Annotated in this window: 23 protein-coding genes; 18 read left to right on the top strand and 5 right to left on the bottom strand. The window is 67.0% G+C overall.

The features are described from left to right. The first annotated feature begins 97 nt into the window (after nucleotides 1-97). On the top strand, nucleotides 98-1,114 hold the full coding sequence (gene epmB / locus ACFFGH_RS08260) for an EF-P beta-lysylation protein EpmB (protein ID WP_386666861.1): 1,017 nt from the start codon (nucleotides 98-100) through the stop codon (nucleotides 1,112-1,114). A gap of 60 nt (nucleotides 1,115-1,174) precedes the next feature. Next, nucleotides 1,175-3,250 carry an EAL domain-containing response regulator gene (locus ACFFGH_RS08255; RefSeq protein WP_386666860.1) on the top strand — a complete coding sequence of 692 codons (2,076 nt, stop codon included), beginning with the start codon at nucleotides 1,175-1,177 and terminating at the stop codon, nucleotides 3,248-3,250. Between the two features lie 78 nt (nucleotides 3,251-3,328). On the opposite strand, the gene htpX is transcribed toward ACFFGH_RS08255, so the two are convergent. Beyond that, entirely contained in the window at nucleotides 3,329-4,234 is a 906-nt protein-coding gene (gene htpX, locus ACFFGH_RS08250) for a protease HtpX (RefSeq protein ID WP_386666858.1), read from the bottom strand. 83 nt (nucleotides 4,235-4,317) lie between these two features. Here htpX and gluQRS point away from each other — a divergent pair, with 83 nt between their 5' ends. From gluQRS to phaR, 3 genes are all read left to right on the top strand, one after another. Beyond that, nucleotides 4,318-5,244, top strand: coding sequence for a tRNA glutamyl-Q(34) synthetase GluQRS (gene gluQRS, locus ACFFGH_RS08245; RefSeq protein WP_386666857.1), 927 nt, complete (start codon nucleotides 4,318-4,320; stop codon nucleotides 5,242-5,244). A gap of 44 nt (nucleotides 5,245-5,288) precedes the next feature. Further along, the gene (phbB, locus tag ACFFGH_RS08240; protein ID WP_386666854.1) at nucleotides 5,289-6,029 is read left to right on the top strand and encodes an acetoacetyl-CoA reductase; all 741 of its coding nucleotides are present in this window, start codon (nucleotides 5,289-5,291) and stop codon (nucleotides 6,027-6,029) included. A 158-nt stretch (nucleotides 6,030-6,187) separates the two neighbouring features. After that, nucleotides 6,188-6,673, top strand: coding sequence for a polyhydroxyalkanoate synthesis repressor PhaR (gene phaR, locus ACFFGH_RS08235; RefSeq protein WP_386666852.1), 486 nt, complete (start codon nucleotides 6,188-6,190; stop codon nucleotides 6,671-6,673). A 212-nt stretch (nucleotides 6,674-6,885) separates the two neighbouring features. Here phaR and ACFFGH_RS08230 read toward each other — a convergent pair whose 3' ends face one another. Together ACFFGH_RS08230 and ACFFGH_RS08225 are read right to left on the bottom strand one after the other, a co-directional pair. Next, nucleotides 6,886-8,181: a putative bifunctional diguanylate cyclase/phosphodiesterase gene (locus tag ACFFGH_RS08230; protein ID WP_386666850.1), complete on the bottom strand. Its 1,296-nt coding sequence runs from the start codon at nucleotides 8,179-8,181 to the stop codon at nucleotides 6,886-6,888. Between the two features lie 11 nt (nucleotides 8,182-8,192). Further along, complete coding sequence (locus ACFFGH_RS08225) at nucleotides 8,193-9,440, bottom strand: HD-GYP domain-containing protein (RefSeq protein ID WP_386666847.1); 1,248 nt, start codon at nucleotides 9,438-9,440, stop codon at nucleotides 8,193-8,195. Between the two features lie 246 nt (nucleotides 9,441-9,686). Between ACFFGH_RS08225 and ACFFGH_RS08220 the strand changes: the two genes are divergently transcribed. The 5 genes from ACFFGH_RS08220 to ACFFGH_RS08200 all read left to right on the top strand — a co-directional run bounded on the left by ACFFGH_RS08220 (nucleotide 9,687) and on the right by ACFFGH_RS08200 (nucleotide 13,359). Beyond that, nucleotides 9,687-10,490 carry an alpha/beta hydrolase-fold protein gene (locus ACFFGH_RS08220; RefSeq protein ID WP_386666844.1) on the top strand — a complete coding sequence of 268 codons (804 nt, stop codon included), beginning with the start codon at nucleotides 9,687-9,689 and terminating at the stop codon, nucleotides 10,488-10,490. A gap of 126 nt (nucleotides 10,491-10,616) precedes the next feature. Further along, nucleotides 10,617-10,826, top strand: a complete 210-nt coding sequence (locus tag ACFFGH_RS08215) for a hypothetical protein (protein WP_386666842.1) — start codon at nucleotides 10,617-10,619, stop codon at nucleotides 10,824-10,826. 180 nt (nucleotides 10,827-11,006) lie between these two features. Further along, nucleotides 11,007-11,315 (top strand): HPF/RaiA family ribosome-associated protein, encoded by a 309-nt coding sequence (locus ACFFGH_RS08210; protein ID WP_386666839.1) that lies wholly within the window; start codon nucleotides 11,007-11,009, stop codon nucleotides 11,313-11,315. 25 nt (nucleotides 11,316-11,340) lie between these two features. After that, nucleotides 11,341-11,715 (top strand): YidH family protein, encoded by a 375-nt coding sequence (locus tag ACFFGH_RS08205; RefSeq protein ID WP_386666837.1) that lies wholly within the window; start codon nucleotides 11,341-11,343, stop codon nucleotides 11,713-11,715. Between the two features lie 141 nt (nucleotides 11,716-11,856). After that, entirely contained in the window at nucleotides 11,857-13,359 is a 1,503-nt protein-coding gene (locus ACFFGH_RS08200) for a catalase (protein ID WP_386666835.1), read from the top strand. A 166-nt stretch (nucleotides 13,360-13,525) separates the two neighbouring features. On the opposite strand, the gene ACFFGH_RS08195 is transcribed toward ACFFGH_RS08200, so the two are convergent. Beyond that, the gene (locus tag ACFFGH_RS08195; RefSeq protein ID WP_386666833.1) at nucleotides 13,526-15,709 is read right to left on the bottom strand and encodes a hybrid sensor histidine kinase/response regulator; all 2,184 of its coding nucleotides are present in this window, start codon (nucleotides 15,707-15,709) and stop codon (nucleotides 13,526-13,528) included. A gap of 478 nt (nucleotides 15,710-16,187) precedes the next feature. On the opposite strand from ACFFGH_RS08195, the gene ACFFGH_RS08190 reads away from it, so the two are divergent. The 8 genes from ACFFGH_RS08190 to ACFFGH_RS08155 all read left to right on the top strand — a co-directional run bounded on the left by ACFFGH_RS08190 (nucleotide 16,188) and on the right by ACFFGH_RS08155 (nucleotide 24,298). Then, a complete protein-coding gene (locus ACFFGH_RS08190; RefSeq protein WP_386666830.1) occupies nucleotides 16,188-17,471 on the top strand; it encodes a DUF2254 domain-containing protein in 1,284 nt (427 codons plus the stop codon). Nucleotides 17,472-17,618: 147 nt separating this feature from the next. Continuing rightward, nucleotides 17,619-18,734, top strand: coding sequence for an alkene reductase (locus ACFFGH_RS08185; protein WP_386666828.1), 1,116 nt, complete (start codon nucleotides 17,619-17,621; stop codon nucleotides 18,732-18,734). A gap of 354 nt (nucleotides 18,735-19,088) precedes the next feature. Beyond that, nucleotides 19,089-20,123: a hypothetical protein gene (locus ACFFGH_RS08180; RefSeq protein WP_386666825.1), complete on the top strand. Its 1,035-nt coding sequence runs from the start codon at nucleotides 19,089-19,091 to the stop codon at nucleotides 20,121-20,123. Next, complete coding sequence (locus tag ACFFGH_RS08175) at nucleotides 20,120-20,617, top strand: phage holin family protein (RefSeq protein ID WP_386666822.1); 498 nt, start codon at nucleotides 20,120-20,122, stop codon at nucleotides 20,615-20,617. Before ACFFGH_RS08180 ends, ACFFGH_RS08175 begins: the two co-directional genes overlap by 4 nt. Continuing rightward, the gene (locus tag ACFFGH_RS08170) at nucleotides 20,614-21,555 is read left to right on the top strand and encodes a DUF3618 domain-containing protein (protein ID WP_386666820.1); all 942 of its coding nucleotides are present in this window, start codon (nucleotides 20,614-20,616) and stop codon (nucleotides 21,553-21,555) included. The genes ACFFGH_RS08175 and ACFFGH_RS08170 overlap by 4 nt, the downstream gene beginning before the upstream one ends. A 243-nt stretch (nucleotides 21,556-21,798) precedes the next feature. After that, entirely contained in the window at nucleotides 21,799-22,599 is an 801-nt protein-coding gene (locus ACFFGH_RS08165; RefSeq protein ID WP_386667448.1) for an SDR family oxidoreductase, read from the top strand. Between the two features lie 157 nt (nucleotides 22,600-22,756). Next, on the top strand, nucleotides 22,757-23,767 hold the full coding sequence (locus ACFFGH_RS08160) for a mechanosensitive ion channel family protein (protein WP_386666817.1): 1,011 nt from the start codon (nucleotides 22,757-22,759) through the stop codon (nucleotides 23,765-23,767). 114 nt (nucleotides 23,768-23,881) lie between these two features. After that, the gene (locus ACFFGH_RS08155) at nucleotides 23,882-24,298 is read left to right on the top strand and encodes a hypothetical protein (RefSeq protein ID WP_386666814.1); all 417 of its coding nucleotides are present in this window, start codon (nucleotides 23,882-23,884) and stop codon (nucleotides 24,296-24,298) included. 56 nt (nucleotides 24,299-24,354) lie between these two features. Here the strand turns inward: ACFFGH_RS08155 and ACFFGH_RS08150 are convergent, their stop codons facing one another. Continuing rightward, complete coding sequence (locus tag ACFFGH_RS08150; protein ID WP_386666811.1) at nucleotides 24,355-25,605, bottom strand: acyltransferase family protein; 1,251 nt, start codon at nucleotides 25,603-25,605, stop codon at nucleotides 24,355-24,357. Between the last annotated feature and the right edge of the window lie 125 nt (nucleotides 25,606-25,730).

The raw sequence follows: 25,730 nt of genomic DNA, 5'->3' as shown, positions 1-25,730 counted from the left end.
GATGGTGAGTACCGCCGCACCGTCATCGGAGGCAGCGCGGCTAGAATGTCGGGCTGCGTCGCCGCCGGTGGGCTGACGCGAGCAAAACTGGATCGGCATGATACCCGCAGCCCCCCTGACCCTGCAGCCCGCCGCTGCCGCCACCCGCTGGCAACACCTGTGGCGCGACGCGATCCGCGACCCGCGCGAACTGCTCACCCTGCTCAAGCTCGATCCTGCCGCGCTCGCGATCAGCGACGAGGCCGCTGCGCAGTTCGCGATGCGCGTGCCGCGCGGGTTTGCCGCCCGCATGCGCGTCGGCGACCCGCACGACCCGCTGCTGCGGCAGGTGCTGCCGCTCGACGACGAAATGCGCGCGCTGCCGGGGTTCCGCTTCGACGCGGTCGGCGACGGCGCCGCCAAGGCGGCCAGCGGCGTGATCCGCAAGTACCGCGGCCGGGCGCTGCTGATCGCGACCGGCAGCTGCGCCGTCAATTGCCGCTACTGCTTCCGCCGGCACTTTCCCTATGCCGAGGAAACCGCCGCGGCGGCCGGCTGGCGCGACGCGGCGGCGCTGATCGCCGCCGATCCGGAGATCGATGAGGTCATCCTGTCCGGCGGCGACCCGTGGTCACTCGTCACCGGCAAGCTCCGCGACCTGACCGACGCCCTCGCCTCGGCGCGCCACGTACGGCGCCTGCGCATCCACACCCGCCTGCCGGTCGTATTGCCTGAGCGGGTCGACGAAGAGCTGATTGGCTGGATCGCCGGGCTGCGCTGGCCGGTGACGGTGGTACTACACGCGAACCACGCTAATGAATTCGACGCCGGCGTCGATAACGCGCTAGGACGTCTCCGCGCAACCGGGGCCACCCTGTTGAACCAGGCGGTGCTGCTGCGCGGGGTGAACGACTCGGTGGATGCGCTTGCTGCACTCAGCGAACGCGCGTTCGAGGCCGGAGTGCTGCCGTACTACCTGCACCAGCTGGACCGGGTGCAGGGCGCGGCCCACTTCGAGGTCGACGACGGACGGGCGCGGGCGCTGCACGCGGGCTTGGCCGCACGGCTGTCGGGTTACCTGGTCCCGCGTCTGGTCCGTGAGGTGGCGGGCGATCCGGGCAAGCGCCCTTTGTAGGAAGTCGCATGGACTGGCAGGCGCGCTTCGTGTCATAACCCCAGGCGACGGAGGTAGCGAATGCAACTTGGAAAAGACGCCGTGCTCCGCCTGCTCGTCATCGACGACAGCGTCGAAGCCGCGGAATCGATCGTCAGCGCCCTGCGCAACCAGGGCATCGCCGTGCGCCCGTCCCGCCCTGAAACCGAGGACGAACTGGCCACCCAGCTCGCCGGCCAGCCGCTGGACCTGATCATCGCCGCGCGTAACGCTCGCAGCGTTCCGGTCGAGCAGCTGATGCAACGCGTGTCGGCGAGCGCCAAGGACCTGCCGGTGCTGATGCTGCTCGACAGCGTCGACGACACCGCCCTGCTCGATGCACTGGATCTCGGCGCGCGCAGCGTCGTACTGCGCGAGCGCCTGGACCACGTCGTCAGTGTCATCCGCAACGAGTGGACCGACCTCGAGGCCCGCCGCGCGCTTCGCCGGCTCGAAGCGCAGGTGCGTGAGACCGAGCGGCGCTGCGACGCGCTGATCGAGTCATCGCGCGACCCGATCGCCTACGTCCACGAAGGCATGCACATCCGGGCGAACTCGGCCTACCTTGAGACGTTCGGCTACGAGTCGTTCGAGGATGTCGAGGGCATGTCGCTGCTCGACATGATCGCGCCGGGCCACGTCGACGGCTTCAAGCAGCTGCTGAAGAAGCTCTCAAAGGGCGAAGCGCCGCCACCGCGGTACGAGGTGGAAGCCCGCACGCTCGAAGGACATCCGTTCCCGGCGGTGATGGAGTTCAGCCCGGCCACCTACGAGGGCGAGCATTGCCTGCAGCTGGTATTCCGCCGGCAGGAGCTCGATCCCGAACTCGCCCGCGAAGTGGAGGAGCTGCGCCAGCGCGATCAGGTGACGGGCCTGCTGAACCGCCCGACGTTCCTGCGCGCACTCGAGGACACCGTCTCCGACGCGGCCCAGAACGCCTCCCACCACGGGCTGCTGCTGGTCGAACCGGACCACTACGGCAAGCTGCTCAATGAGGTCGGGCTGGATGCGGCCGACGCGCTGGCGGCGGCCTTCGCGCAGCGCCTGCGCAGCGCGCTCGGCCCGGACGACATCGCAGCGCGCTTCGGCGAGCACCAGTTCGCCGTGCTCAGCCGCAACAGTGACCATCTGTCCACATCCAATCGCGCCGAGGCGGTACGTGCGGCATTCGCCGACCACGTGATCGAGACAGAAAGCCGCTCGCTCAACCTCACCGTGAGCATCGGCGGCGTGCAGATCGGCGAGAAGATCGCAAGCCTCACCGCCGTGCTGTCGAAGGCCAGCCAGGGCCTGCAGCAGATGATCGGCGTCGGAGGCAACCGCGTCGAACTGTTCGACCCGGGCGCCGTCGACCGCGCCGAAGAAGAGCGCATCGAGGCCTGGGTCAGCCGGATCCGCGAGGCGCTCGATTCCGATCAGTTCGTCATGCATTACCAGCCGCTGGTCAGCCTGCACGGCGACCCTGGCGAAATGTATGAGGCGTACCTGCGTCTGCGCAGCGAAACGGGCGAGAACCTCGCCCCGATGCAGTTCCTGCAGATCGCCGAGGAGCACGGGCTGCTATGGGAAATCGACCGCTGGGTCGTGGCCGAGGCGATCCGCATGATCGGCGAGCGGCTGCGCGCGGGCCGTCGCACGACACTCCTGGTGAAGATCACGCAGGGCTCGCTGCACGATGACAGCCTCGTCCGCCACATCGAGGACCAGCTCGCCAGGCACGGCGCCGACGGCAGCCTGCTGGTGCTGCAGTTGCCAGAATCGAAGGTATTCACCCACCTGCGCCAGACCCAGGACTTCCTGACCCAGCTCTCGCGTAGCGGCGTGCGACTCGGGCTGGAGCAGTTCGGTGCCGGCCTGAACTCGTTCCAGCTGCTCAGCCATGTCGACGCGGCGTTGCTGAAGGTCGACCGCAGCTTCACCGAGAGCCTGCCGAACAATCCCGAGCACCAGAAGCGGCTGCGGGAAATCGCGCAGAAGGCGAACTCACTCGGCAAGCAGACGATCGTCGACTTCGTCCGCGACGCGAGCACGATGTCGGTGCTGTTCACCGCCGGCGTCGACTACGCGCAGGGCCACTTCCTGGCGCCGGCCGGCCCGGACATGGACTACGAGTTCTGACGCAACGCTAGACAGGCTGCAGATACGCAAGAGGCCCGCGGATGCGGGCCTCTTTGCTTGAGTCGACCAGCGCGCCGGTCAGCCCACCATGTACCCGCTGCGCGCAGGCAGCTCGGCCCGACGCAGTGCTTCGATGCGTTCGGCGAGCGGCGGGTGGCTCATGAACAGACGGCGAAGGCCGTGTGCCACACCCCCGCTGATCCCGAACGCGGCGACCTGCTTCGGCAGCGTCGTTGCTCCGTACGTCTGCGACAGCCGCTGCAACGCGCCGAGCATCTTCTCCCGACCGGCGAGACTGGCGCCGCCGGCATCGGCCCGGAACTCGCGATGTCGCGAGAACCACATCGCGATCATGCTGGCGAACAGGCCGAACACGAGGTCGAGCACGAACACGATCGCGAAGTAGCCCAGCCCCGGTCCCCCGTCGCGATTGCCGCTGAGGTAGCCGTCGACAACCCGCCCGACGACGCGCGCCAGGAAGATCACGAACGTGTTGAGCACGCCCTGGATCAGCGCCATCGTGACCATATCGCCGTTCGCGACATGGCTGACCTCGTGGGCGAGGACGGCCTCTGCCTCGTCACGGTCCATCGCGCGCAGCAGCCCGGTCGAAACCGCGACGAGCGCATTGTTGCGACTCGGCCCGGTGGCGAACGCATTGATCTCCGGCGCCTCGTAGATGGCGACCTCGGGCATCGCAATACCGGCTGCGTCGGCCTGTCGCCGCACGGTCGAGACCAGCCACTGCTCGGTCTCGCTACGCGGCTGCTCGATCACGTGCGCGCCGGTCATGCGCTTGGCGACCCACTTCGACATCATCAGCGAGATCAGCGAGCCGCCGAAGCCGAACACCGCCGCCATCGCCAGCAGTCCGCCGTTGCCGGCGAAACTGAAGCCGAACGCACGAAGCACGCCCATCACGATGCTCAGCAGCGCGAGCACCGCAAGGTTGGTGAGAAGAAACAATCCGACCCGTTTGAACATACCTGCACCCTGCCCGCGCCCCATGCGCGGCCGCAAAAAAAATGTGGCAGGCTCGCACCGTTTTCAAGCTGCAGAGCCTGGACTTGCGCGATCTTCCAAGCGCCCCTGAACCTCATTCAGCGCCGCGTTATCGCGGCCGCTTCGCGCCGTCGCCGACCGGCGACCTCCATGCCGGATCGCTGCTCGCCGCACTGGGCAGCTGGCTGCTCGCGCGGCGTGCGGGTGGCGAATGGTGGGTGCGAATCGAAGACCTCGACCCGCCGCGTGAGGTGCCCGGGGCGGCGTCCCGCCAGTTGCAGATGCTTGCCGCGTGCGCGCTGGTGCCGGATGCCCCGGTGGTCTGCCAGAGCAGCCGGCACGCGTTGTACGAGGCGGCCCTCGCGCAGCTGCTGAGCGACCGGCTTGCGTTCGAGTGCCACTGCAGCCGGTCCGATCTTGCGGCGACCGGCGGCGTTCACCGCGAATGCGTCGCTCGCCGTCGCCGCGCGGATCCGGCCGTGCGTCTGCGCGTGCCCGACGGGTCGGTGATTGGGTTCCACGACGCGCTGCAGGGCTTCCAGCAGCAGGACGTCGCCGCGAGCGTCGGCGACTTCGTGCTTCGTCGCGCTGACGGCCTGTGGGCGTACCAGCTTGCGGTTGTGGTCGATGACGCGGCTCAGCAGGTCACCGACGTGGTGCGGGGGGCGGACCTGCTGGACTCGACGCCTCGACAGATTCTTTTGCAGCGCAGGCTGGGCCTTCCGACTCCGCGCTATCTCCATCTGCCGCTGGTGACCGACGCGGCGGGCCGGAAGCTTTCCAAGTCGGAAGGTGATGCGGCGGTGGATCCGCGGCGACCGGTGCAGGCGCTCAATGCGGCATGGCAACGCCTGGGCCAGGTCGCGACCCTGGTTCCGGCGGACGGGAGCCCTGCGGACTGGCTGCGAAGCGCCGCCGCAAACTTCGACCCGGACCTGATCCGGGCAGGCGTCCAGCGCACGGCCGCGTCAACATGTGGTTCACATTTATGAACACATAATCACCGGTCTTCTTCGGGCATAGGAGCAAGCAGGACATGGAGCCACGCGCAGCACTTGTTACCGGCGGAACCGGCGGCATCGGAACCGCGATCATCTGCCGCCTCGCACGCATGGGTCATCGCGTCGCCACAAATTATCGCGACGAGGCCAAAGCGCGTGCCTGGCAGCAGCGCATGAAGGATGAAGGGTTTGACGTGGCGCTCGCCAAAGGCGACGTCGCATCGCCCGAAGACGCCGAGCAGATGGTGCGTGAGGTCGAGCGCCAGATCGGGCCGGTCGACATCCTCGTCAACAATGCGGGCATCACGCGCGACACGACGTTCCACAAAATGACGTTCCAGCAGTGGGACGACGTCATCCGCACCAATCTCAATTCGGTCTTCAACGTCACCCGCCCGGTCATTGACGGCATGCGCAGCCGCAAGTGGGGCCGCATCGTCCAGATCAGCTCGATCAACGGCCAGAAGGGCCAGTACGGACAGGCGAACTACGCAGCGTCGAAGGCCGGCATGCACGGCTTCACGATTTCGCTCGCGCAGGAGAACGCCCGCTTCGGCATCACCGTGAATACCGTATCGCCGGGCTACATCGGCACCGACATGGTGATGGCCGTGCCCGAGGAAGTCCGCAATAAGATCGTTGCGCAGATTCCGACCGGGCGCCTGGGCACCCCGGACGAGATCGCGTACGCGGTGGGTTTCTTCGTCCCCGACGAGGCCGGCTGGATCACGGGTGCGAACCTGTCCGCGAACGGCGGCCAGTACATGGGCTGGTAATGCAGCTGACGCGGCAGCACTCCCGTGGGTGCTGCCGCGAGCGGGACAAGACAGGTACTGAACCGCTCATCCGCGCCGGCGCGACATAGCGTTTCAAAGTTGCAAGCTTTTCGGGGCTGCGCCATGCTGCAAGGCACCACGTTTCCGGCATCCGCTCGATGGCATCGAACCGCGTCATCAAGAAGTATCCGAACCGCCGCCTCTACGACACCGAGATCTCCAGCTACATCACGATCGAGGATGTGCGACAGCTCATCGTCGACGGCGTGGACTTCGAGGTCCGCGATGCGCGCTCCGGTGACGACCTCACGCGCCAGGTGCTGCTGCAGATCATCTCCGAGCACGAGCAGGACGGCGAGCCGGTGCTTTCGACCCAGCTGCTGAGCCAGATCATCCGCTTCTACGGTGACTCGATGCAGGGATTCATGGGCAGCTACCTCGAGCGCTCGATGCAGGTGTTCCTCGACCAGCAGCAGCAGTTCCGCAGCCAGATGGGGAGCGTGCTGGGCCAGACGCCCTGGACGCTGATGAACCAGCTGACCGAGCGCAACCTGACGATGTGGAAGGAATTCCAGCAGAACCTCTCCGGCAGCGTCGGCACGCCGGTCGCTCCGGCCAAACCACGCGCTGACAAGAAGCCCTGACGCGACAGGCCGGGGCCCGGCGCCTACTCCCGGGCTCATGTTTCAACCCTCGTAGTGCCCCTTCGCGGGCAGTCTGAGCCGCAGCGGCTGAAGACCGCGCGGAGCACAGCCGGCCGCCAGCCAGCCTGACGGCTGATCCGTGTGGCAGCCCGCTTAGGCGCCGCCTAGACCCCGCGCGCGCTGCGGCGTCCCGACTGGCGGCCCCTGCTCCGCTACGCGGCGTCTGCAGCGCGTCGTTCCGCCAGCCACTGCCTCAGCTCGGCAGACGCCATCGCGCGTCCAAAAAGATAGCCCTGCAGCGTCTGGCACCGCAGTCCCTGCAGCACCGCGAGCGTTTCCTGGTCCTCAACCCCTTCCGCCGCGATGCTCAGGCCGAAGCGATGCGAGAGCTCGACGATCAGGCGCACGATGTCCATGCTGGCCTGGTCGGTCAGCAATGACCGCACGAATGTCTTGTCGATCTTCAGCTCGTCAGCCGGGATGTTCCTGAAGTACGCCAGGCACGAGTAACCGGTTCCGAAGTCGTCGATCGAGATGCGCACGCCGAGTGCGCGCAGCTGCGTCAGCGCAGCGAACGCTCGCTCGGCGTCCATCAGCGAGCTCTCGGTGACTTCCAGCACCAGCTGCACGCTCGGGCTGCCCCAGAGCTTGAGCGCGGCATCGACCAGTTCTGGCAGGTCGGGCTGCGTCGCGAGCGATCCGGGCAGGTTGACCGAAACCGTCACGGGTTCGACCGAACCCCACTCCGCAGCCTGCCTGAGCGCGGTATTGAGCGCCCAGGCGGTGAGCTTGCGGATATGCCCGGTCCGCTCGGCCACCGGGATGAACACGTCGGGCGATACCATTCCCCGCGACGGGCTTTTCCAGCGCATCAGCGCTTCGGCGCCCACCATGCGCAGCGTGCTGGCGCACACCTGCGGCTGGTAATGCAGCGCCATCTCGCCACGTTCGATCGCGCCACCCAGCTGCATCTCGAGGTCCCACATGTCGGAGATGTCGAGGTCCGGGGTCGAGTCGGGCGCGTAGTCGTGTCGCTTGCCCGCGGCCCTGGCGCGTGTGAGTGCGCCCTCCGCGCGACGCAGCAGCACCTCGGGCTGGCTGGCGTGGAGTGGGCACAGCGCCGCGCCCACGGTCACGGGGACCGTGCATCGCACGCCCTGCCCTTGGAACGGCACGTCGAGCAGGCGGAACAGCTTCTGGATCGCGAGCTCGACGTGCCCGGCATTGAGGACGCGATTGAGGATCAGCGCAAAGCGGTTATCGCCGATACGCGCGACGTAGTCGTGCCCGCGCGCGACCTCGCCGAGCTTTGACCCGAGGTGGCAGAGCAGCGCGTCGCCGACGTTGTACCCGTGGACGTTGTTGAACTGGGCGAACCCGTCCACGTCGACCACGACCAGGCCCATCGCGGCCCGCTGCTCGTTGGAGATCGCAACGCAGCGGCGAAGCAGCGACAGGAAGTTGCGCCGGTTGCGTAAGCCCGTCAGTTCGTCCTGCATCGCGTCCATTGCTTTCCCGCTCAATCCAGAAACAGCGCGGCAGGGTCGATGCCGAACGCGCCGCGCGGCAGGCCGCCGCGAATGTTCAGCGGCTGCCCGTCCGCGTCGGTCAGAACTTCGCTGAGGTCGATCGGTTTGAACTCGCGCAGCGGCATCTTCGACTGATCCAGGAGCAGCATTACGACCGGTCGCAGTCGGCGCAGCGTGTTAACGCTCATGACGACGCCGACGGTGCCGTCGGTCAGCTCGACCAGCGAGCCGGTGGGGTAGATGCCGCTCGCGCGGATGAACTGCTCGACGAGTTCGCCCTGGAACAATCGGTCGCGACCGTGGTAGAGCTCCATCACCGCCTGGTGCGGCGAGCGGCTCGGTGCATACGGGCGCACGCTCGTCATCGCGTCATAGCTGTCGATGATGCCGATGATTCGGGCGTGGATCGGGATGTCCAGTTCGCTGAGCCCCTGCGGGTAGCCGCTGCCGTCGTGGCGCTCGTGGTGGGAGGCAATCATCCGCACGACCGTGGGCGAAATGCCATCGGTCTCTTCGGCGATGCGTACGCCCTGCTCCACGTGGCCGCGCAACAGCGCTACCTCCGCAGTGGTAAGTGGCCCGGTCTTGATCAGCAGCGAAGTGGGCAGCCGCAGCTTGCCCACGTCGCACAGCAGCCCGCCCATTGCCAACTCGCGCAGCTCGTCGCGTTCGAGTCCGAGGTGCCGGCCGAACGTCGCGGCCCAGACCGAGCAACCGAGCGCGTGCTGGTAGCTGTAGTCGCAGGTGCGGCGCAGCTCCATGACCCACGGGAACGCGGCCGGGTTACGCGTGATCGACTCGATCATCGTGTCGACGCCGTCCGCGAGCTTCTGCAGATCCAGCTTTCCGCCGCGCTGGAGGTCGCGGATCACCTCGCCGACCCGCGTCTCGAGCTCGGCGTGCGCCTTCTGCGCATTGCCCAGCTCCTCGCCGAAGTCGGCGACGACGTTCCAGCGGGTCCTGCGCAGGTTGTCGATTTCGTCCTCCCCGCGGACCCGGCGGACTACGCGGTCGTCCTCGAGAAGGATGTGCCGAACGTCCGGAGACCTGCCCCGCGACGGGTCGACATAGACGTGGCTGCACATGCGACGCAGGCGTTCAATCTCGTCGTCGTCCGCAATGCGAAGGCCTTCTAGTGGGAAACCGGTGCCAATCCAGGGGCGGTCGAGCCGTGCGACGAACATGCCGCGCTCGAGGCCGACGACGCTGATCCGGAACTCCTGCGCGCTGACGGACATCGGTGGGCATCCAGGGTGAAGACAGGTCGGGGGCAATACCGTCCCGCTCGGCTACGCGTCGCCCGGCCACCGGGCGCTTGCGACAGGTTGCGGTCAGAGCACGCGCGCGGGCCAGGGCGGACGACTGCGCGCTCGACATTCTGCGCGCCTGTCACGAGGTGTCTACCCGATTTGTTCTATCGCCTAACGGCTGGCAGGCGCAAAGCTTGATCGGAACGAAGTGTTCGACGCCGAGGAGACGCACTGGTGCAGTCCTATCCGACAATCGCCCGGTTGATCCGAGGGTGCGCGGCAATCGCACTGGCGGCCCTGCTCGTTGCTTGCCGGGCGCATGGCGACCCGCGGACGCCGATCCCCACCGCGCTCTTCCCTGCGCCCTCGCCGCCCGGAACGCGCCTGGTGGTCGTGCTGCCCGGACGCGCAGACGACCTGGGGGATCTCCGTGCCAGCGGCATCGTGCCCGCCGCACAGCGAGCCTGGCCGGATGCCGACGTGGTGCTGGCCGAGCTCACGCTCGACTACTACATGGCCGGCAGGGCCACCTCGCGACTGCATGAAGAAGTGATCGAGCCGGCGCGTAGGCGCGGATACCGATCGGTATGGCTGGTCGGCGCCTCGCTCGGCGGGATGGGCAGTCTGCTTTACGACCGGGAGCATCCCGGGGCAGTCGACGGCATCGTCCTGCTCGCACCGTTTCTGGGTCAGCGCGCGATCCTCGATGAGATCCGCCGCGCCGGAGGCGTCGCGCGATGGACGCCGGGCCCGAAGCAACCGGTCGACGAGCGGACGTGGCAGCGTGAACTATGGCGCCATATCCAGCAGCTCTCGCAGCGCCCAGGCGAAGCGTCGCGCGTCTGGCTGGCCTATGGCGCCGATGACCGTTTTCGCAAGGCCATGCCGCTGCTCGCGGACGCACTGCCCGACAGGCAGGTGCGTGTGTATGACGGCGGGCACACGTGGCGCGTCTGGTCGCCCGCGGCGTACGACGTGCTGAGCGCGGCGTCAGCCACGGCCGCCACGGAGGGCGAAAAGGCGCCGGGACACCGGTGAGCCCTGCGGCGACGCGCGCGGGTCACGCGATGTTTACCGGCCAAGCGGCAGCCTGAGTTTCCTGGAGGCCGACACGCGAACGCGCAGACCGCGGGACCGGTGGCTTCCTCGCACAGGAGGCGATCCATGAGCGTTCAACCGCACAACAACGGCGCCGGGGCCCTGCAGAAAAACAGCGGGCAGGATCTGGCAGGTACCGGCGACGACCAGCGGCGCGAAGCTGCGCGCAACGCGGAAGACCCACCGAGTCTGGATCAGCGCGGCATTGCTGGCGTTGGACACAACGGCCTCGACGAGAACCAGGGCAGCCCGGCGGATCGCTCGCGACAACGGTGACCGCGCCTGCGGCGGCCCTGCCCGCCTTCGCGAGTAGCGGGCGGCCGTGCGACTCAGCGCGCTACAACGGGATGACCTGTCGGCTACGCGACTGACACAAACCGTTACGCCGACCTAAGTCGTCGAATGATCCGCGGACCGCGCGCCCGCCACCACCACAACCACTTTGAGGACTCACGCATGCATATCCAGATCAACACCGACCACAACATCCAGCACGACCCCTCGGTCGCCCGACACGTCGAACAGACGCTGGAATCCGCACTGGGGCGGTTCTCCAAGCAGATCACACGCGTCGAGGTGCACCTCAATGACGCAAATGCGGGCAAGACCGGTGACAACGACAAGCATTGCCTGCTCGAAGCGCGTCTGGAAGGCCGCCCGCCGGTCGTCGCGTCCGACGATGCAGCGACCATCGCCTCGGCAGTCAGCGGCGCGGCACGTAAGCTTCAGCGCGTGCTCGACAGCAGCCTCGGCAAGCTCAACTAAGGCCTGATCGCGGACCACGTCCGGCATGGCCTCAAAGGACGAGAGCAGCCAAGAGCTTGCGAGCGACCGCACCGACCTTGCGGAAGATCGCACGCTGCTCGCGAATGAGCGCACGTACGCCAGCTGGATGCGAACCGGCATGGCGTCGATCGCGGTCGCGCTCGGCTTCCGGGCGCTGCTCCGCGATTTCCAGCCGGAATGGCTTGCGAAGTCGGTCGCGACAGCATTCGTACTCATCGGCGCGGCGGTGATCTGGTTTGCGTATCGTCGCGCGTCCCGAATCGCGCAGCGGCTGCAGTCACACGAGGTGACGTCGCTGCCGATTTCGCGCATGAGCTGGCTCAGCCTGTCGCTGGTCGCGGCTGCGCTCGCGCTTTGCGTGGTGCTCTGGATGGTGTGAGCGGGCGGCACACGGCGCAGGCGACGGCAGTCGCTGTCCACGCGGAATTGATGAGCCGGCGCTTATTTTCCTCGCCGGTCGCAGCTCCGGCAGGCGGAGCGCGGCGCCACCTCACCGCGCAAAACCCGCCATGGAGCCGACGTGAACGACGATCAGGAAAGAAGCGGCGGCGAGTGCGGGTCGCCCGTCCTCACTGCCCGCCAGGGCGACACGTCCTACGACAGCAACGACAGCGGCGCCGTGCGAGATCGCGGCCTGACGCTGCTTGAGAACTATCACTTCCTCGACAAGACGCCGCGACTCGATCGCGAGCGCATTCCCGAACGCGTGGTACACGCGCGCAATGCCGGCGCCCACGGATATTTCGAGGCATACGGCGCGGTCGGCGGCGAACCGGTCAGCAAGTACACGCGCGCGATGCTGTTCCAGGAACGAGCCAAGCGCACGCCGCTGTTCATCCGCTTTTCCACCGTGATCCACGGCGGCCACAGCCCCGAGACGCTGCGCGATCCGCGCGGCTTCGCGATCAAGTTCTATAGCGACGACGGCCTGTGGGATCTGGTCGGCAACAACTTGCCGGTGTCTTTCGTCCGCGACGAAATGCAGTTCCCGAAGGTGGTGCATGCATTCAAGCCCGATCCTGTGACCAACCGGCAGGACCCGCGCCGCATCTTCGATTTCGTCAGCGATACGCCGTCAGCGATGCACATGATCACGTGGCTCTTCAGCCCGTGGGGCATCCCGGCGAACTATCGCGAAATGCGCGGTTCGGGCGCGCGTGCCCAGAAGTGGGTCAACGATGACGGCCAGGCCGTTCTGGTGAAGTACCACTTCCTGCCGAAGGGTGGCGAACGCAACCTCACGCAGGAGCAGGCGAACCGGATCCAGGCGACGAACTTCAACCACGCGACGCAGGATCTCTACGACGCGATCGAGCGCGGCGACTTCCCGGAATGGGAGATGGCCGTGCAGATCATGGAAGACGGCGAGCACCCCGAGCTCGACTTCGACCCGCTCGACCCCACGAAGATCTGGCCGCCCGAGCAGTATCCGCTGCTACCGGTCGGGCGCGTGGTGCTCGATCGCAACCCGCAGAACTACTTCGCCGAAGTCGAACAGATCGCCTTCGGCACGGGCGTGCTGGTCGACGGTATGGATTTGTGCGACGACCCGCCGCTGTGCGGCCGCACGTTGCCGTACGCGGGCACGCAGCATTACGGCGTCGGCTCGAGCGACTTGCAACTGCCGGTCAACCGGCCGAGTACACACGTGGCGGCCGAGGCGTGCGAAAGCCCGATGAGCGATCACGTCGGCGGCGTCAACGCGGACGAAGACCCGCACGGCAATTACGAGTCCAGCCCACGCGATGGGCTGAAGCTCGCGCAGATGCCAGGCGAGCCGCATGCGGCGTTCGCACATGGCAGCGTGGTGCATCCGCTGTTGAGTCGCGAGAACAACTACGCCCAGGCGGGCGAGCGCTATCGAACCTTCCAGGACTGGGAGCGCGACGAGCTCATCCGCAACCTGGTCGGCGCGTTGAGCGAGTGCGAACGCGAGATCCAGCGGCGCATGGTCGAGCACTTCCGCCAGTGCGATGCGGATTACGGCCGGCGCGTCGCGGAAGGGCTGGGGCTGGCGTACTGAGCCAGCAGTGCACCTTTATGCATGCGGGGCCGCGCAATGGCTGGCCCGGCGGGTCGACGGACGACACGCGTACCGCTGAATCGGAGCGCAGCCCGGTCTGCACCGTCTAAGGCCCAGGTGAAGCCACCCGCGCGCGTCCGTGAACGACGCGCGGCGCGACGCCAAATCAAGGATCGACAGGCACCTGCTGCGCCGCAGCCATGCCGGGCCGGCTGCGCAGCGAATCAACCACCGCAAGCAGTTCCGCCGGGTGCACGGGTTTGGCGACGTGCATCTGGAATCCGCTCGAGAGCGCACGCACGCGGTCGGACGCCTGTGCATACGCAGTCAGCGCAACTGCCGGAGCAGGTGAGCGGCCTTCAGTCGCTTCCTGCTCGCGCAATGCACGGATGAACTCGTAGCCATCCATGACCGGCATGCCGATGTCACTGATGATGACGGCGGGCTCGAACGCCCCGACTGCCGACAGTCCTTCGGACGCGGACGCGCATGCTTTCACGAGCGCACCGCGGCTTTCGAGCATCAGCGTCAGCACCTGCCTGGAGTCCGTGTCGTCCTCCAGCAGCAGCACGCGCGTGCCGTGCAGGTCTGCGAGTTCCTGCGGCATTTCCAGCACGGCGTCGAGCGCCGGGTCCCGCGGCAGCGGTGCGTCTACCGACGGCAGCTGACGGGGTTGCCCGGCCACCGGCAAGCGGACGGTGAAACGCGAGCCGCGGCCCGGCCCTGCACTGAAGGCCGACACCGTGCCGCCGTGCAGCTCGACGACGTGACGCACGATCGCAAGCCCGAGGCCGAGGCCGCCGTGTTCGCGCGTAGAGGACGAATCAACCTGACTGAAGCTCTCAAAGAGGCGCGGCAGGAACTCGGTCTCGATGCCGCGTCCCGTATCGCTGACGTGTATCTCGATCTCGTCGTTACTCTGCTCGAGCCAGGCGCGCACGCGCCCGCCCGCCTCGGTGAACTTGACCGCGTTCGTCAGCAGGTTCCAGACCACCTGTTGCAGCCGATCGGGGTCACCGCTGATCTCGCCGCTGTGCCCGCCCTGTTCGAACTCCAGCCGGATGCCCTTGGCCAGCGCCGCGGGCCGCACGGCATCGACCGCTTCAGCGACCACCGACGCCGGCTGGACCGGTCGCAGCTGGAGCTGCAGCTTGCCGTTGACGATGCGCGAGATGTCGAGCAGGTCTTCGACGATCTGCGCCTGCGCACGCGCGCTGCGCGCGATGCTGGCCACCGCGTTGTCGACCATCTGCGGTGCGAGGCTCTTCGACGCGAGCATGTCGCTCCAGCCAAGGATCGCGGTCAGTGGTGTTCGAAGCTCGTGCGACACCGTCGCGAGGAACAGGTCCTTCATCTGGTTCGCGCGTGCGGCCTCCTGGTACAGGCGCTCGTTCTCACGCGCTTCGGATTCGGCCCGCTCGCGTGCGGTCTGCGCATCCTGGAACAGGTGCGCGCGGCTGACACCGATCGCCGCCTGCGCCGCGCAGGACTCGGCAAACCGTGCCTGGCTAGGGCCGAACACGTCGGGCCGCTCGTGGCCGAAGAACAGTGCACCGAGCACTTCGCCGCGGTCGGACATGACCGGCACGGCCAGGTAGCTGCGCACCGGCAGGTGTCCGGGCGGCATTCCGCGATGCGGTCCCCACTGCCCGTAACGGGGATCGGTGAGGACGTCGCCGATGCAAACCGTTCCCCCGCCCGCGAACGTGGGCCCGAACAGCGGCGTCGCACGCGGCATCGGGAAGCGCGCGAACTTCTCGCGCTCGACGCCGGACAACGTGTACAGCGTCAGCGCACCGCGCTCGGGGTCGGTCACGTTGTAGAAGAACGCGCCGAACTGCGCGCCTGTGAGCCGCGTCGCCGTGTCGGTGACCCCCTGCACGATCCGCTCCAGCCGGACTTCACGAAGCAGGAACTCGGCGAGTTCGCGCATGGCGAGCTCGGCCGCCTCGCGCTGCTTCTCCTCGGCAACTTCACGGACCTCGATCACGGTACCGATGACCCGGCCTTCGCGCCGGATCGGGCTGGCCGTGAACGCGACCGGGTAGAAATGCCCGTCCTTGTGGACGAAGACCGCTTCGCCCTGCTCCTGGTTGTTCTGCGGTGCGGCCCGATCGATCGGGCAGTCATCGATCGGGAACGCCCGACCATCCGGATGCGTGTGGTGCACGTAATCGTGCAGCGGCGCACCCTTGACGTCTTCCAGCTTGTAGCCGGTCATCGCCTCGGCCGCCCGGTTCATATAGATGCAGTGCTGGCGATCGTCCATCACGAACAGCGCGACCGTCGCGTTCTCGCACACGGCGGCCAACTGATCCAGCGGGGTCACCAGCTCGGTCGAAGGGTTCATCAGGCCGGAATACGATTCGTTACCGAAACGCTATCACTTTGGACGCGGGGCTGATGCATTTTTGCGACATCTCGGCGAACGTAGTTCAGCACCGGCCGGACCGGACATATCGCGTGCTTGCGTCCGGTTGCGCCCTTCGCCGGCCAATCACCGTCGCCGCGGTATTCCAGTGCCGCAGCAGTCCGACGGCGCGAGGTGTCGCCGGGCCGGGCTATTGCAGCGGCGACCGCGACGACTGCGACTCGTGGCGCAAAGGCGCGTGAAACGCCGGATCGACAGGTGTTCCGGAGCGCGGCGAAGATCACGCTCGAATCGAGGCAGGAGATCAAACAGCGGTGCATTCCAACCTGTGCCATGCACGCGACCGCATGGTGTTTGCCGCTGGCAGGCGATCGCCCGGTTTGCGCTTCGCAGCGGATAGCGATGCGGTTCGCCGCAATCCGCCGTGGAGAGGCCTGGAAACGATGGGCCGCGTGCGATGAATACGCGCTTGCGCTGGGTGCTGCTGCAGATCGCGCGGCGGTTGTGGTTCCGCGCCACAGCGTTCTCGGTGCTGGGCGTTGCAACCGCACTGTTCGCGGGCGTGGCACGGCGGTACATCCCGGCCGACATCCCCGGCAAGATCGGCGCCGAGGCGGTGGACGCTTTGCTGAGCATCCTCGCTACGAGCATGCTGTCGGTGACGATCTTCTCGTTGAGCACGCTCGTGGCCGCGCATGCATCGGCGACGAACCATGCGACGCCGCGCGCAACCCGGCTACTGAGCCAGGACCATACGGCGCAGAACGCGCTATCGACGTTCGTCGGCGCATTCCTCTTCAGCCTGGTCGGGCTGATTGCCCTGCAATCCGGGCTGTACAGCAATGGCGGCCTCGTCGTGATCTATGTCGCAACGCTGGCGGTCATCGTGCTGATCGTCGTCACGCTGTTGCGATGGATCGACCATGTGCTGCGCCTCGGCCGTGTAGGCGAAACGGCGGACCGCGTCGAGGAAACCGCGGCGCGTGCAATGCGGGACCGCCACGAGTATCCGTTCCTCGGCGGCTATCCGTACCCTGCCGAAGACCAGATGCCGAGCGACACGACGCCCGTGTATGCCGACCGCATGGGCTACGTGCAGCACGTGGACATGAGCGCGCTGCATGACCTGACCCGCAGCGGCGCCGTGAAGGTTTTCGTGCGTTCCGCGCCCGGCGCCTACGTGCATCCGGGGCGGCCGCTCGCGTTGCTGCACGGCTTCATGGTCGAAGGTGACATCGACCGCGCCCGTGCCGCGTTCAACGTGGGCGACACGCGCTCGTTCGACCAGGACCCGAGGTTCGGCACGGCCGTGCTCGCGGAGATCGCATCGCGTGCGCTGTCGCCTGCGGTCAACGACCCGGGCACGGCGATCGACGTGCTGGGCCGCGCGGCGCGCCTGATGTCGATCTGGACCGAGCCGCGCGAGCGTGCCGGAGAAGGCCCGAAGTTCCCGTTCGTGCACGTGCCGGAAACCACCGTCGGCGAGCTGTTCGATGACCTGTTTACACCGATCGGGCGTGATGGCGCTTCGATGGTCGAGATCGGCATCCGCTTGCAGAAAACACTGCAGGTGCTGGCGGGGCTGGGCGACCGCAGGTATGCGGTCGCGGCCCTCGCATGCTCCAGACTCGCGCTGGAACGTGCCGAGCACGCGCTGGCGATCGAGGCTGACCGGCAGCGCGTGCGCAGTGCCGCAGCCGACGTCGAGCGCATTGCCAGCGCGTACATCGAGCCCAAGTGACCCTCCGGGCCCGCGGGTGCGCTCATCGAGGCTCATGCCGCGGACACAGCGTTGCGCGACCCGCCCGTTTGTTCCGCGCGCCAGCCCCAACTTCGGAGCAATGGCCGGCGCCACTGCCGGCGCCAGACCGTTCCCCGGAGGATCCCGATGACGAAGCACGCAAACACCCCATCCCTGTTCGACCCCGCACGTTTCGGTGACATCACGCTCGCCAACCGCGTCGTGATGGCCCCGCTTACGCGCAACCGCGCCATCGCCGGGCAGGTGCCCTCGCCGCTTGCCCCCGAGTACTACGGCCAGCGGGCCTCGGCCGGGTTGCTGATCAGCGAAGCCACGCAGATCAGTCCGCTGGGCCAGGGCTATCTCGACACCCCGGGGATACACAGTGACGATCAGGTCGCGGGTTGGCGTTCGGTCACCGACGAAGTGCACCGCAGGGGCGGCCGCATCGTCGTGCAGCTGTGGCATGTCGGTCGCGTCTCGCACGTCAGCCTGTTGCCGGAAGGGGAAGTGCCGGTCGCTCCGTCGGCGATCCGCGCCGAAACGAAGACGTTCACTGCCGACGGCTTCGTGGATGTTTCCGAGCCCAGGGAGCTCGCACTCGAGGAGATCGCCGGCGTCATCGACGATTTCCGGCATGCGGCGCGCAAGGCGATCGCCGCCGGTTTCGACGGCGTGGAAGTGCATGCCGCGAACGGTTACCTGATCGATCAGTTCCTGCGGGACGGCACCAACAAGCGCAGCGACGCGTACGGCGGAAGCATTGAAAACCGCACGCGGTTTTTCTACGAGGTCATCGAGGCTGTTGTGGCCGAGATCGGTGCCGGGCGTGTGGGTGTTCGTATCTCGCCGGTGACTCCCGCTAATGACTGTGCGGACTCCAACCCACAACCGCTGTTCGAGCGTGCACTCGAACGCATCGCGCCGCTGGGACTGTCCTACGTGCACGTTATCGAAGGGTCGACTGGCGGCCCACGTGACTACGCTCCATTTGATTACGACGCGCTGCGTGCAAAGTTCCCGGGCGCGTGGATCGTCAACAACGGTTATGACCGTGCGGATGCAATCAAGGCGCTGGCCTCCGGTCGTGCGGATGCCGTCGCCTTTGGCGTGCCCTTCATTGCGAACCCCGACCTGGTTCGCCGCCTTCGCGAAGACGCGCCGCTCAATGAAGCCGACCGCGCCACGTTCTACCGCGGTGGCGCGGCAGGCTATACGGACTATCCAACGCTCCAAGAAGCCACTGCCGATACTGGCGGATGAGCAGCCCGACCGGCGTTCTTATGAGCGCGATTGGCAAAGCGTGATGCGCTCTGCAGAGGCCTAGCTCTAGCGTTGCCGTTAAGACGCTGCGATCGGCGCGTAAAAACCTTCGAAAAGCACGGCCGAACGCGAGTTCGGCCTTGTTTTTTTTACAACCCTGTCACCAGCTGTAGCGGATGGTGGAGTCCGGGATCAGACCCGCTGCACGAAGACAACGCGCCTTGGCCATGTCGACGTCCTGCCCCATCGGACGCGCGTTCGCAGGAAGCGATCGCATACGACCCCCGCGGCCGCACGCTGACTTCTCCAAGAGATCCACGCGTTGCCTGATCCCTATCGGTCCTATCCGGTCCGATGTCAGGCCGTCGCAATGCGACGGCGCGTCAACCCACTCCGCAGGAGGCATCCATGACCACACCATCACAGAACCCGAGCGGTACCCAGGCGTCCAACGCCACGTCGCGAGGCGGCCAGAACGGCGTCGACCTCAAGGAAACCGCGAGCCAGCTGGCCGACCAGGCCAAGAGCGAAGGCAAGAAGCATGTCGAGACCGCTCGACAGACCACTGCCGAAAGCGTCGAGAAGCTTGGCCGTAGCGTGAAGGCAGCCGCGTCCGAACTTAAGCAGGACGACATCGGCAACCTGTCGCAGTATCTGACCAACTTCGCCGACGGCCTGAACAACTTCGCTTCCCGCATGCGCGAGAAGAGCGGAGAGGACATTGCGTCCGAGATCACCCGCATGGCCCGCGAGAACCCGACGCTGTTCGTCACCGGCAGCCTGGTCATCGGCTTTGGCCTCGCCCGCTTTGCACGCGCCAAGACCCCGGGTACCGAATCGACCAACGAGTACAGCCAGGACCTCGGTTCCAGCACGAGCGGTAGCTCCGCATACGGCAGCAGCAGCCTCGGCGCGACGGGTGGCCTTTCCGGCTCCACCGGCACCAGCGCGGGCATCGGCGGCAGCGCCGAATTCAGCGGCGGCTCCAGCAGCCTGGGCTCGACGGGCAGCAGCATCGGTTCGACGGGAAGCTCCACCGGCTCCAGCAGCCTCGGCTCGACCGGCAGCAGCAGCGGCCTGAGCGGCAGCGGCAGCGGCCTGAGCGGCTCGACCGGTTCGATCAATTCGGGCAGCAGCAGCGCTTCCACCCTCGGCGGCAGCGGTATCGGCGGTGCTTCCAGCGGCATCGGCGCGAACTCCGGCAGCACGGGCTCGACCGGAACCAGCACGGCCGGCAGCGGCACGACCGGCCTCAACAACTATTCACCGGGGAGCAATCTCGCCTCGGGCAAGGGCTCGTCCACCGATTCGATCGGCGGTCTGGGTTCGTCCGGCACGAATGACCTCGATCGCTCCTCGAACGACAAACGTGGAGGAACCAACTCATGAACATGCGATCTGATTACCGACCCAATGAAACGCCGCGAAACGGCAACGGGAACGGCAACAACTTCGCCTTCGACGACAACCGCGAGATCGGTGTGACCGCCGGTTCGACCAGCAGCCAGGACGCATCGATCGGCACGCTGCTTCGCGAGCTTGCACACGAAGTGCCTGCGCTTCTGACGAAGGAAGTCGCGCTCGCCAAGAGCGAAATGCGCGAAAACCTTCGCGAGACGAAGGAAGGCGTGGCCGCAGTCGCCACGGGTGGCGCGGTGGCTCTCGCTGGCCTCGTCGTGCTGCTGATGGCAGTGGTCTACGCGCTGAGCAACGTCATGGCACCGTGGCTGGCAGCACTGCTGGTGGGTGCAGGCGCGCTGCTGATCGGCTACGCAATGGTGTCGGCCGGCAAGAAGAAGTTCGACAGCGAGTCGCTGAAGCCTGAGCGCACCGTCGATTCGCTCCGCAAGGACAAGAACGCCATTCGAGGAGGGACGCAATGAATACACAGGACACCATCCGCGCCGAGTCGCATAAGGACCCGGCACAGCTCGAGCGTGAAATCGACCAGAAGCGTGGTCACATCGAGGACATCGTCTCGGCACTCGAAAGCAAGCTTTCGCCCGGCGAGATCTTCGACCGCATGCTGAGCATGGGCAAGGGCAACGGCGGCCAGTTCGCCAGCAACCTGGCTGACACGATCAAGGCCAACCCGGTCCCCGCGCTGCTGACGGCGACCGGCCTCGTGTGGCTGTATTCGGGCCGCAACAAGTCGCCGAACTCGAGCACCTCGACCTACCGCTCGAGCTCTACTTCGACTTCGGGGCTGTCCGGCACATCGACCTCCTCGATGTACGCAACCGGCTCGATCGACAGCAACAGCAACAGCGGCGGCAAGCTGGATGCGGCTCGCGACAAGCTCGATTCGGCGAAGGAGAAGGTCAGCTCAGCCGGCCATCGCGTCAGCGAGTCGACCCGCAATGCGGCGCATTCGGTCAGCGAAACGACGCGCAATGCGGCCAGCACGGTCGGTGAGAAGGCACGCGGCGCGGCCGGTTCGGTCCGCAGCGGCGCCCAGCGTGCGAACGAAGGGCTGCATCGCATGCTGGAAGAGAACCCGATGGCCGTTGGCGCGCTCGCGATCGCCGCTGGTGCGATGCTCGGCGCCATCATTCCCACGACTCGCAAAGAAAACGAGCTCATGGGGCCGACCAGCGACCGCCTGACCGACAAGGCCAAGGAGAAGGCCATGGAAGCCAAGGAAAAGGCCAAGGAAGCGGCACGCACCGGGCGTGAATCGCTCGCCGAGGCTACCCGCGAGGTCACGTCGGCATCGAAGAGCGACTCCAACGACAGCAGCAGCGACCAGCTGTCGGGTTCGATCACTTCGACCACGACGGTGTCGACCACGACCGCGTCGACGCCACAGCGTCCGCACTGAGGCAGTTACGGGGACGGATGCCATCGCACGTCGGTGGTCGCGTCCGGTCGTATCCGTCCTCACCTCACGCGACCCGGCCTTAACGGCCGGGTTTTTTTGCGTGCAGGGGAGCCCGCGCATGCGCTGCAAGGTGTGGCCTGAGTGCGAGGCGCAAATAACGACCACGGTGGCGCGGCGCGGCCGCGTGCCGTGCGTAGGGAACCACCCCTCTAGCGAATTACCAACTCGGACGATGAGCCCATGATGCCGACCTCGACCCCACCTGCCCCGACCCCGACCCTGCCTCTCCGGCACCGTGTCGTACTGGTGACAGGAGGCGCGCAAGGCATCGGCCGCGGCGTTGCCGAGTCCGTGCTGCGTGCGGGCGGGTCCGTGTTGATCGGCGATCTCGACGTCGAAGCCGGCCGGGCCTGCCTCGCTGAGTGGGACGTCGGCGACAAGGCGCAGCTCGTAGAGCTCGACGTCAGCTGCGAGACGTCGGTGCAACACTTCGTGCAGCACGCCCGCGATGCATTCGGACGGATCGACGGCCTGGTCAACAACGCTGCGATCGCCGAGCCTCATGTCGGCCCGCTCGAAGCGCTGGAACTGGCCGAGTGGAATCGCTACCTCGCGAGCAACCTCACCAGCGCCTTCCTGTGCTGCAAGCACGCGCTGCCGTCCCTCCGGGAACACGAAGGCTCGATCGTCAACATCGCCTCCACCCGCGCTCTGCAGTCCGAGGCCCACACCGAGCCATATGCGGCGACGAAGGGCGGTCTGGTGGCGATGACGCACGCGCTCGCAATCAGCGCCGGGCCGGAGGTGCGCGTCAACGCGATCAGCCCCGGCTGGATCACGACCGAAGCCTGGCAGAAGCCGGCAGAGCGCCATCCGCCGAAGCTCTCGCACGAGGACCACGTACAGCACCCAGCGGGGCGCGTCGGCACGCCCGAGGACGTGGGGCATCTGGCCGTCTATCTGATCTCGCCGCAATCGGCGTTCGTCACCGGCCAGAACTTCATCATCGACGGCGGAATGACACGAAAGATGCAGTACGCCTGACGCGGAGCGCGGTGCATCCATTCGCCTTGCAGACGGCGGCACGTCGGCGGTCGCGCCCATCTGCTTATCGATCGTGCGATGAAGCCGCCATCGGCGCTCAACGACCGTTGACGGCACTGCCGGTAGGTTGGCTGCACCACTGCGACCGGACGTGCCGATGGCGGGTTCATCCGCGATGTTCAATCTCGAGGCCGTCGCCCGACGCCTTGCCGAAGACGCCGAGCGCTGGCTCGCTGGGGTACCCCTGTTCGCCGTCGCACTGGTGGTGGTGCTGCTGGCGTGGTTCGTCGGTGGCTGGCTGTCGCATCGCAACGCGCTCGACCACGTCGCCCGTCGAAACCCCTTCCTGCGCGATCTGGTCCGCACCAGTGTCCGTTGGCTGATAACCCTGCTCGGCGCAGTTGTGGCGCTCGAAATCCTCAACGCGACGGCGATGGTCGGCGCAATCCTCGGCACCGCCGGTGTGCTCGGAGTCGCGCTCGGCTTTGCATTCAAGGACATTCTCGAGAACTATCTCGCGGGTGTTCTGATGAGCCTGCGCCAGCCGTTCGCGCCGCGCGACCACGTGGTCATCGACGGCGACGAAGGCATCATCGTCGCGCTGACCTCGCGCGCGACCATCCTGATGACGCTCGACGGCAATCACGTGCGTATTCCGAATGCGGTTGTATTTCGCAGCGTGGCACTCAACTACACGCGCAACCCGAGCCGCCGGTTCGAGGTCGACGTCGGCGTGGGTGTCAATGAAGACCTGGCCCATGCGCAGCACGTCGGCACCGAAGCACTGGCACGGGTGCCCGGCGTAATCGCCAAGCCACCGCCGCGGGCGTCAGTGATCGCGCTAGGCGACTGGAACGTGCAGGTGCGGTATTTCGGCTGGGTGGATCAGCGTTCGCATGAGTTCCTGCTGGTCAAGAGCGAGGCGACACGGCGCGTGAAGGAAGCGCTCGGCCGGGCCGGTGTCGAGATGCCCGAACCGATCTACCGGGTGAACATGGAAACCTCGGCCGCGCCGCAGGAAAGCGGCAAGTCCGCATCTCCCACACCACGGCCGCCCGCACCCGCGATCGACACCCGCTCGACCCGCGACCTTGTGCCACAACTCGAACACGAAGAGAGCAAGCGCGGAAGGTCGGACCTGCTCGATCCGGACGCGCCACAGGAATGACCCCGGTGGCGCGGCAGGCGACGCGCAGAACTGCGTTCGGTCGCCACCGCCGTGTAGTGCTCGGACTGGCCAGCCAGGAACAGGCAGGTAAGCTGTGCCCCTGACGGAGGTTTCATGTCGATCAATTCCAAGGCGCGCCGCGACGCCCGCCGCAAACAGCAGACGAAGACCGTGACAGCCCGCCCCGCTCCGATGCCCGCCCACGCACACCTGCTCGACGCCGAGGGCCGAGTCGTCGGCGGGATTGCGCGCAGCGGAAGCGACTGGGCGCTCGTGCTGGGCGGTCAGGTCATCACCACGACCGACAGCCCCGCGATGGCGATTGCCGTGCTGGAGCGTGCAGCGATAGCGCGCGGGGCGCCGGGGTCACCGCTGCGGACGCGTTGCAACGACGTGCTCCGCGATGCAGCCGTGGCCGAGGCGGCCGAAAGCGGCCAGACGCTGGAGTCGTACCTCGCCGCGCTGGAAGCCGAGCGCATCGAGCACCTGCAGAAGAAACAGCAGCCGCCCAATCCCGACACCACCCATTAGGCTGCATTGCGCGGCAATGCCTGCCGCGCCCTCGCCCGCCCGCCGACGTCGGTCGCCTACGCCCGTCCGGTGCCCGGCATCGTGCCGTGGCCGGCCGGCGCCGCCGTGGTCTCGACGACGCCGGCGGTCGAGACCGCATGTGAGGCTGCCGGCTTCGACACCGCCGCCCGGGCGGCCGGCGGGACCGCGCCATTGAACAGGTAACCCAGCACCGCGGAGCGGCGGATCAGCAGGTGGTAGATCGCCAGCGAGAGGATCGACGCGCACGCCAGCACGATCGGGAACTTCAGGCCCGGGCCGATCGGCACGGACAGCAGCGCAGTGGCCACGACGATCACGATCAGGTGGTGGAACAGGTAGATCGAGTAGCTCGCGTCGGACAGGTAACGGAAGGTCCGCGACGGATGATCGGTATAGCGCCGGAACAGCGCGAACACGGCGCGGATCGCCATCCACGCCAGCAACGCCTGCGCCGTCAGCCCGAGCGCGCGCATCGCCAGGCTTTCGCTGTCGCCGGCGACGTACATGCCGGCCGCGCCGAGCAGTGCGAACGCGACGCTCCACAGCGTGACGCGCGAGAACCGCGCCAGCACATCGGGCAGCATGCACAGCACGATGCCGACGGCATAGAACGGCAGGTAGTTGAGCACGGTCATCGGCTTGACGACGCCCAGCACGTACTGGTGCAGCGCGCCCGAGGCGAGCTTGCCGACCACTGCAGCTGCAACGGGCGCGACCGCGGCCGCCGCGATCAGCGCGACGAGAATCGGCGTCTGGATGCGCGCCGCACGCGCCGCCAGCGTCGAGTCGACCGACCTCAGCAACGGCGCGACGAGCGCTGTCAGCGCGAAGTACACGGCCAGGCACCCGAGGAACCACAGGTGTGAGACCAGGTTGCCGCTCCAGAACGCCGGGATCAGCACCTCGGACACGAACGGCCCCTGCTGGCCTTCCACAAACCGCGAGACGAACCAGGCCTGCAGCACGTTGATCGTGAACAGCACGACGACCAGTGGCACCAGCACGCGCCGCATGCGCTCGCGCAGGAACACGCCCGTTGTCCGACGACGCACGAGGAACATCGCGAAGAAGCCGGCGATCACGAAGAACGCCGGCATGCGGAACAGGTGCAGCGACGAGACCAGCCCGTCCAGCCACGGCAGGTGTTCGACGTCCTTCACGCGCCAGCCCCCGGTGTCGTAGGGCCGCGCGGAATGCAGCACCAGGCCCAGCAGCATCAGCACGCTGCGCATCGCGTCGAGGTAGTGAAGCCGGCTGTCGTTGCTCGCCATCGTCCATTTTTCCATTGCACTCCCCATCTAGACGGATTGCGCGTCCGCGGCGGGCCATGGCGTGTGCATGAGCTTGGGTGGTCGCAGGCGAAGCGACGTAAGGGGTTGACCGCATGAAGGGCAGAAAATGCCGAGCTTGC

Source organism: Lysobacter korlensis (genome assembly GCF_042434515.1).
This window is presented reverse-complemented; position numbering and strand designations above follow the sequence as displayed.

Coding starts and splice junctions, on each gene's coding strand:
- epmB (WP_386666861.1), top strand. CDS start 98: ATGATACCCGCAGCCCCCCTGACCCTGCAGCCCGCCGCTGCCGCCACC.
- ACFFGH_RS08255 (WP_386666860.1), top strand. CDS start 1,175: ATGCAACTTGGAAAAGACGCCGTGCTCCGCCTGCTCGTCATCGACGAC.
- htpX (WP_386666858.1), bottom strand. CDS start 4,234: ATGTTCAAACGGGTCGGATTGTTTCTTCTCACCAACCTTGCGGTGCTC.
- phbB (WP_386666854.1), top strand. CDS start 5,289: ATGGAGCCACGCGCAGCACTTGTTACCGGCGGAACCGGCGGCATCGGA.
- phaR (WP_386666852.1), top strand. CDS start 6,188: ATGGCATCGAACCGCGTCATCAAGAAGTATCCGAACCGCCGCCTCTAC.
- ACFFGH_RS08230 (WP_386666850.1), bottom strand. CDS start 8,181: ATGGACGCGATGCAGGACGAACTGACGGGCTTACGCAACCGGCGCAAC.
- ACFFGH_RS08225 (WP_386666847.1), bottom strand. CDS start 9,440: ATGTCCGTCAGCGCGCAGGAGTTCCGGATCAGCGTCGTCGGCCTCGAG.
- ACFFGH_RS08215 (WP_386666842.1), top strand. CDS start 10,617: ATGAGCGTTCAACCGCACAACAACGGCGCCGGGGCCCTGCAGAAAAAC.
- ACFFGH_RS08210 (WP_386666839.1), top strand. CDS start 11,007: ATGCATATCCAGATCAACACCGACCACAACATCCAGCACGACCCCTCG.
- ACFFGH_RS08205 (WP_386666837.1), top strand. CDS start 11,341: ATGGCCTCAAAGGACGAGAGCAGCCAAGAGCTTGCGAGCGACCGCACC.
- ACFFGH_RS08195 (WP_386666833.1), bottom strand. CDS start 15,709: ATGAACCCTTCGACCGAGCTGGTGACCCCGCTGGATCAGTTGGCCGCC.
- ACFFGH_RS08190 (WP_386666830.1), top strand. CDS start 16,188: ATGAATACGCGCTTGCGCTGGGTGCTGCTGCAGATCGCGCGGCGGTTG.
- ACFFGH_RS08185 (WP_386666828.1), top strand. CDS start 17,619: ATGACGAAGCACGCAAACACCCCATCCCTGTTCGACCCCGCACGTTTC.
- ACFFGH_RS08180 (WP_386666825.1), top strand. CDS start 19,089: ATGTCAGGCCGTCGCAATGCGACGGCGCGTCAACCCACTCCGCAGGAG.
- ACFFGH_RS08175 (WP_386666822.1), top strand. CDS start 20,120: ATGAACATGCGATCTGATTACCGACCCAATGAAACGCCGCGAAACGGC.
- ACFFGH_RS08170 (WP_386666820.1), top strand. CDS start 20,614: ATGAATACACAGGACACCATCCGCGCCGAGTCGCATAAGGACCCGGCA.
- ACFFGH_RS08165 (WP_386667448.1), top strand. CDS start 21,799: ATGCCGACCTCGACCCCACCTGCCCCGACCCCGACCCTGCCTCTCCGG.
- ACFFGH_RS08160 (WP_386666817.1), top strand. CDS start 22,757: ATGGCGGGTTCATCCGCGATGTTCAATCTCGAGGCCGTCGCCCGACGC.
- ACFFGH_RS08155 (WP_386666814.1), top strand. CDS start 23,882: ATGTCGATCAATTCCAAGGCGCGCCGCGACGCCCGCCGCAAACAGCAG.
- ACFFGH_RS08150 (WP_386666811.1), bottom strand. CDS start 25,605: ATGGAAAAATGGACGATGGCGAGCAACGACAGCCGGCTTCACTACCTC.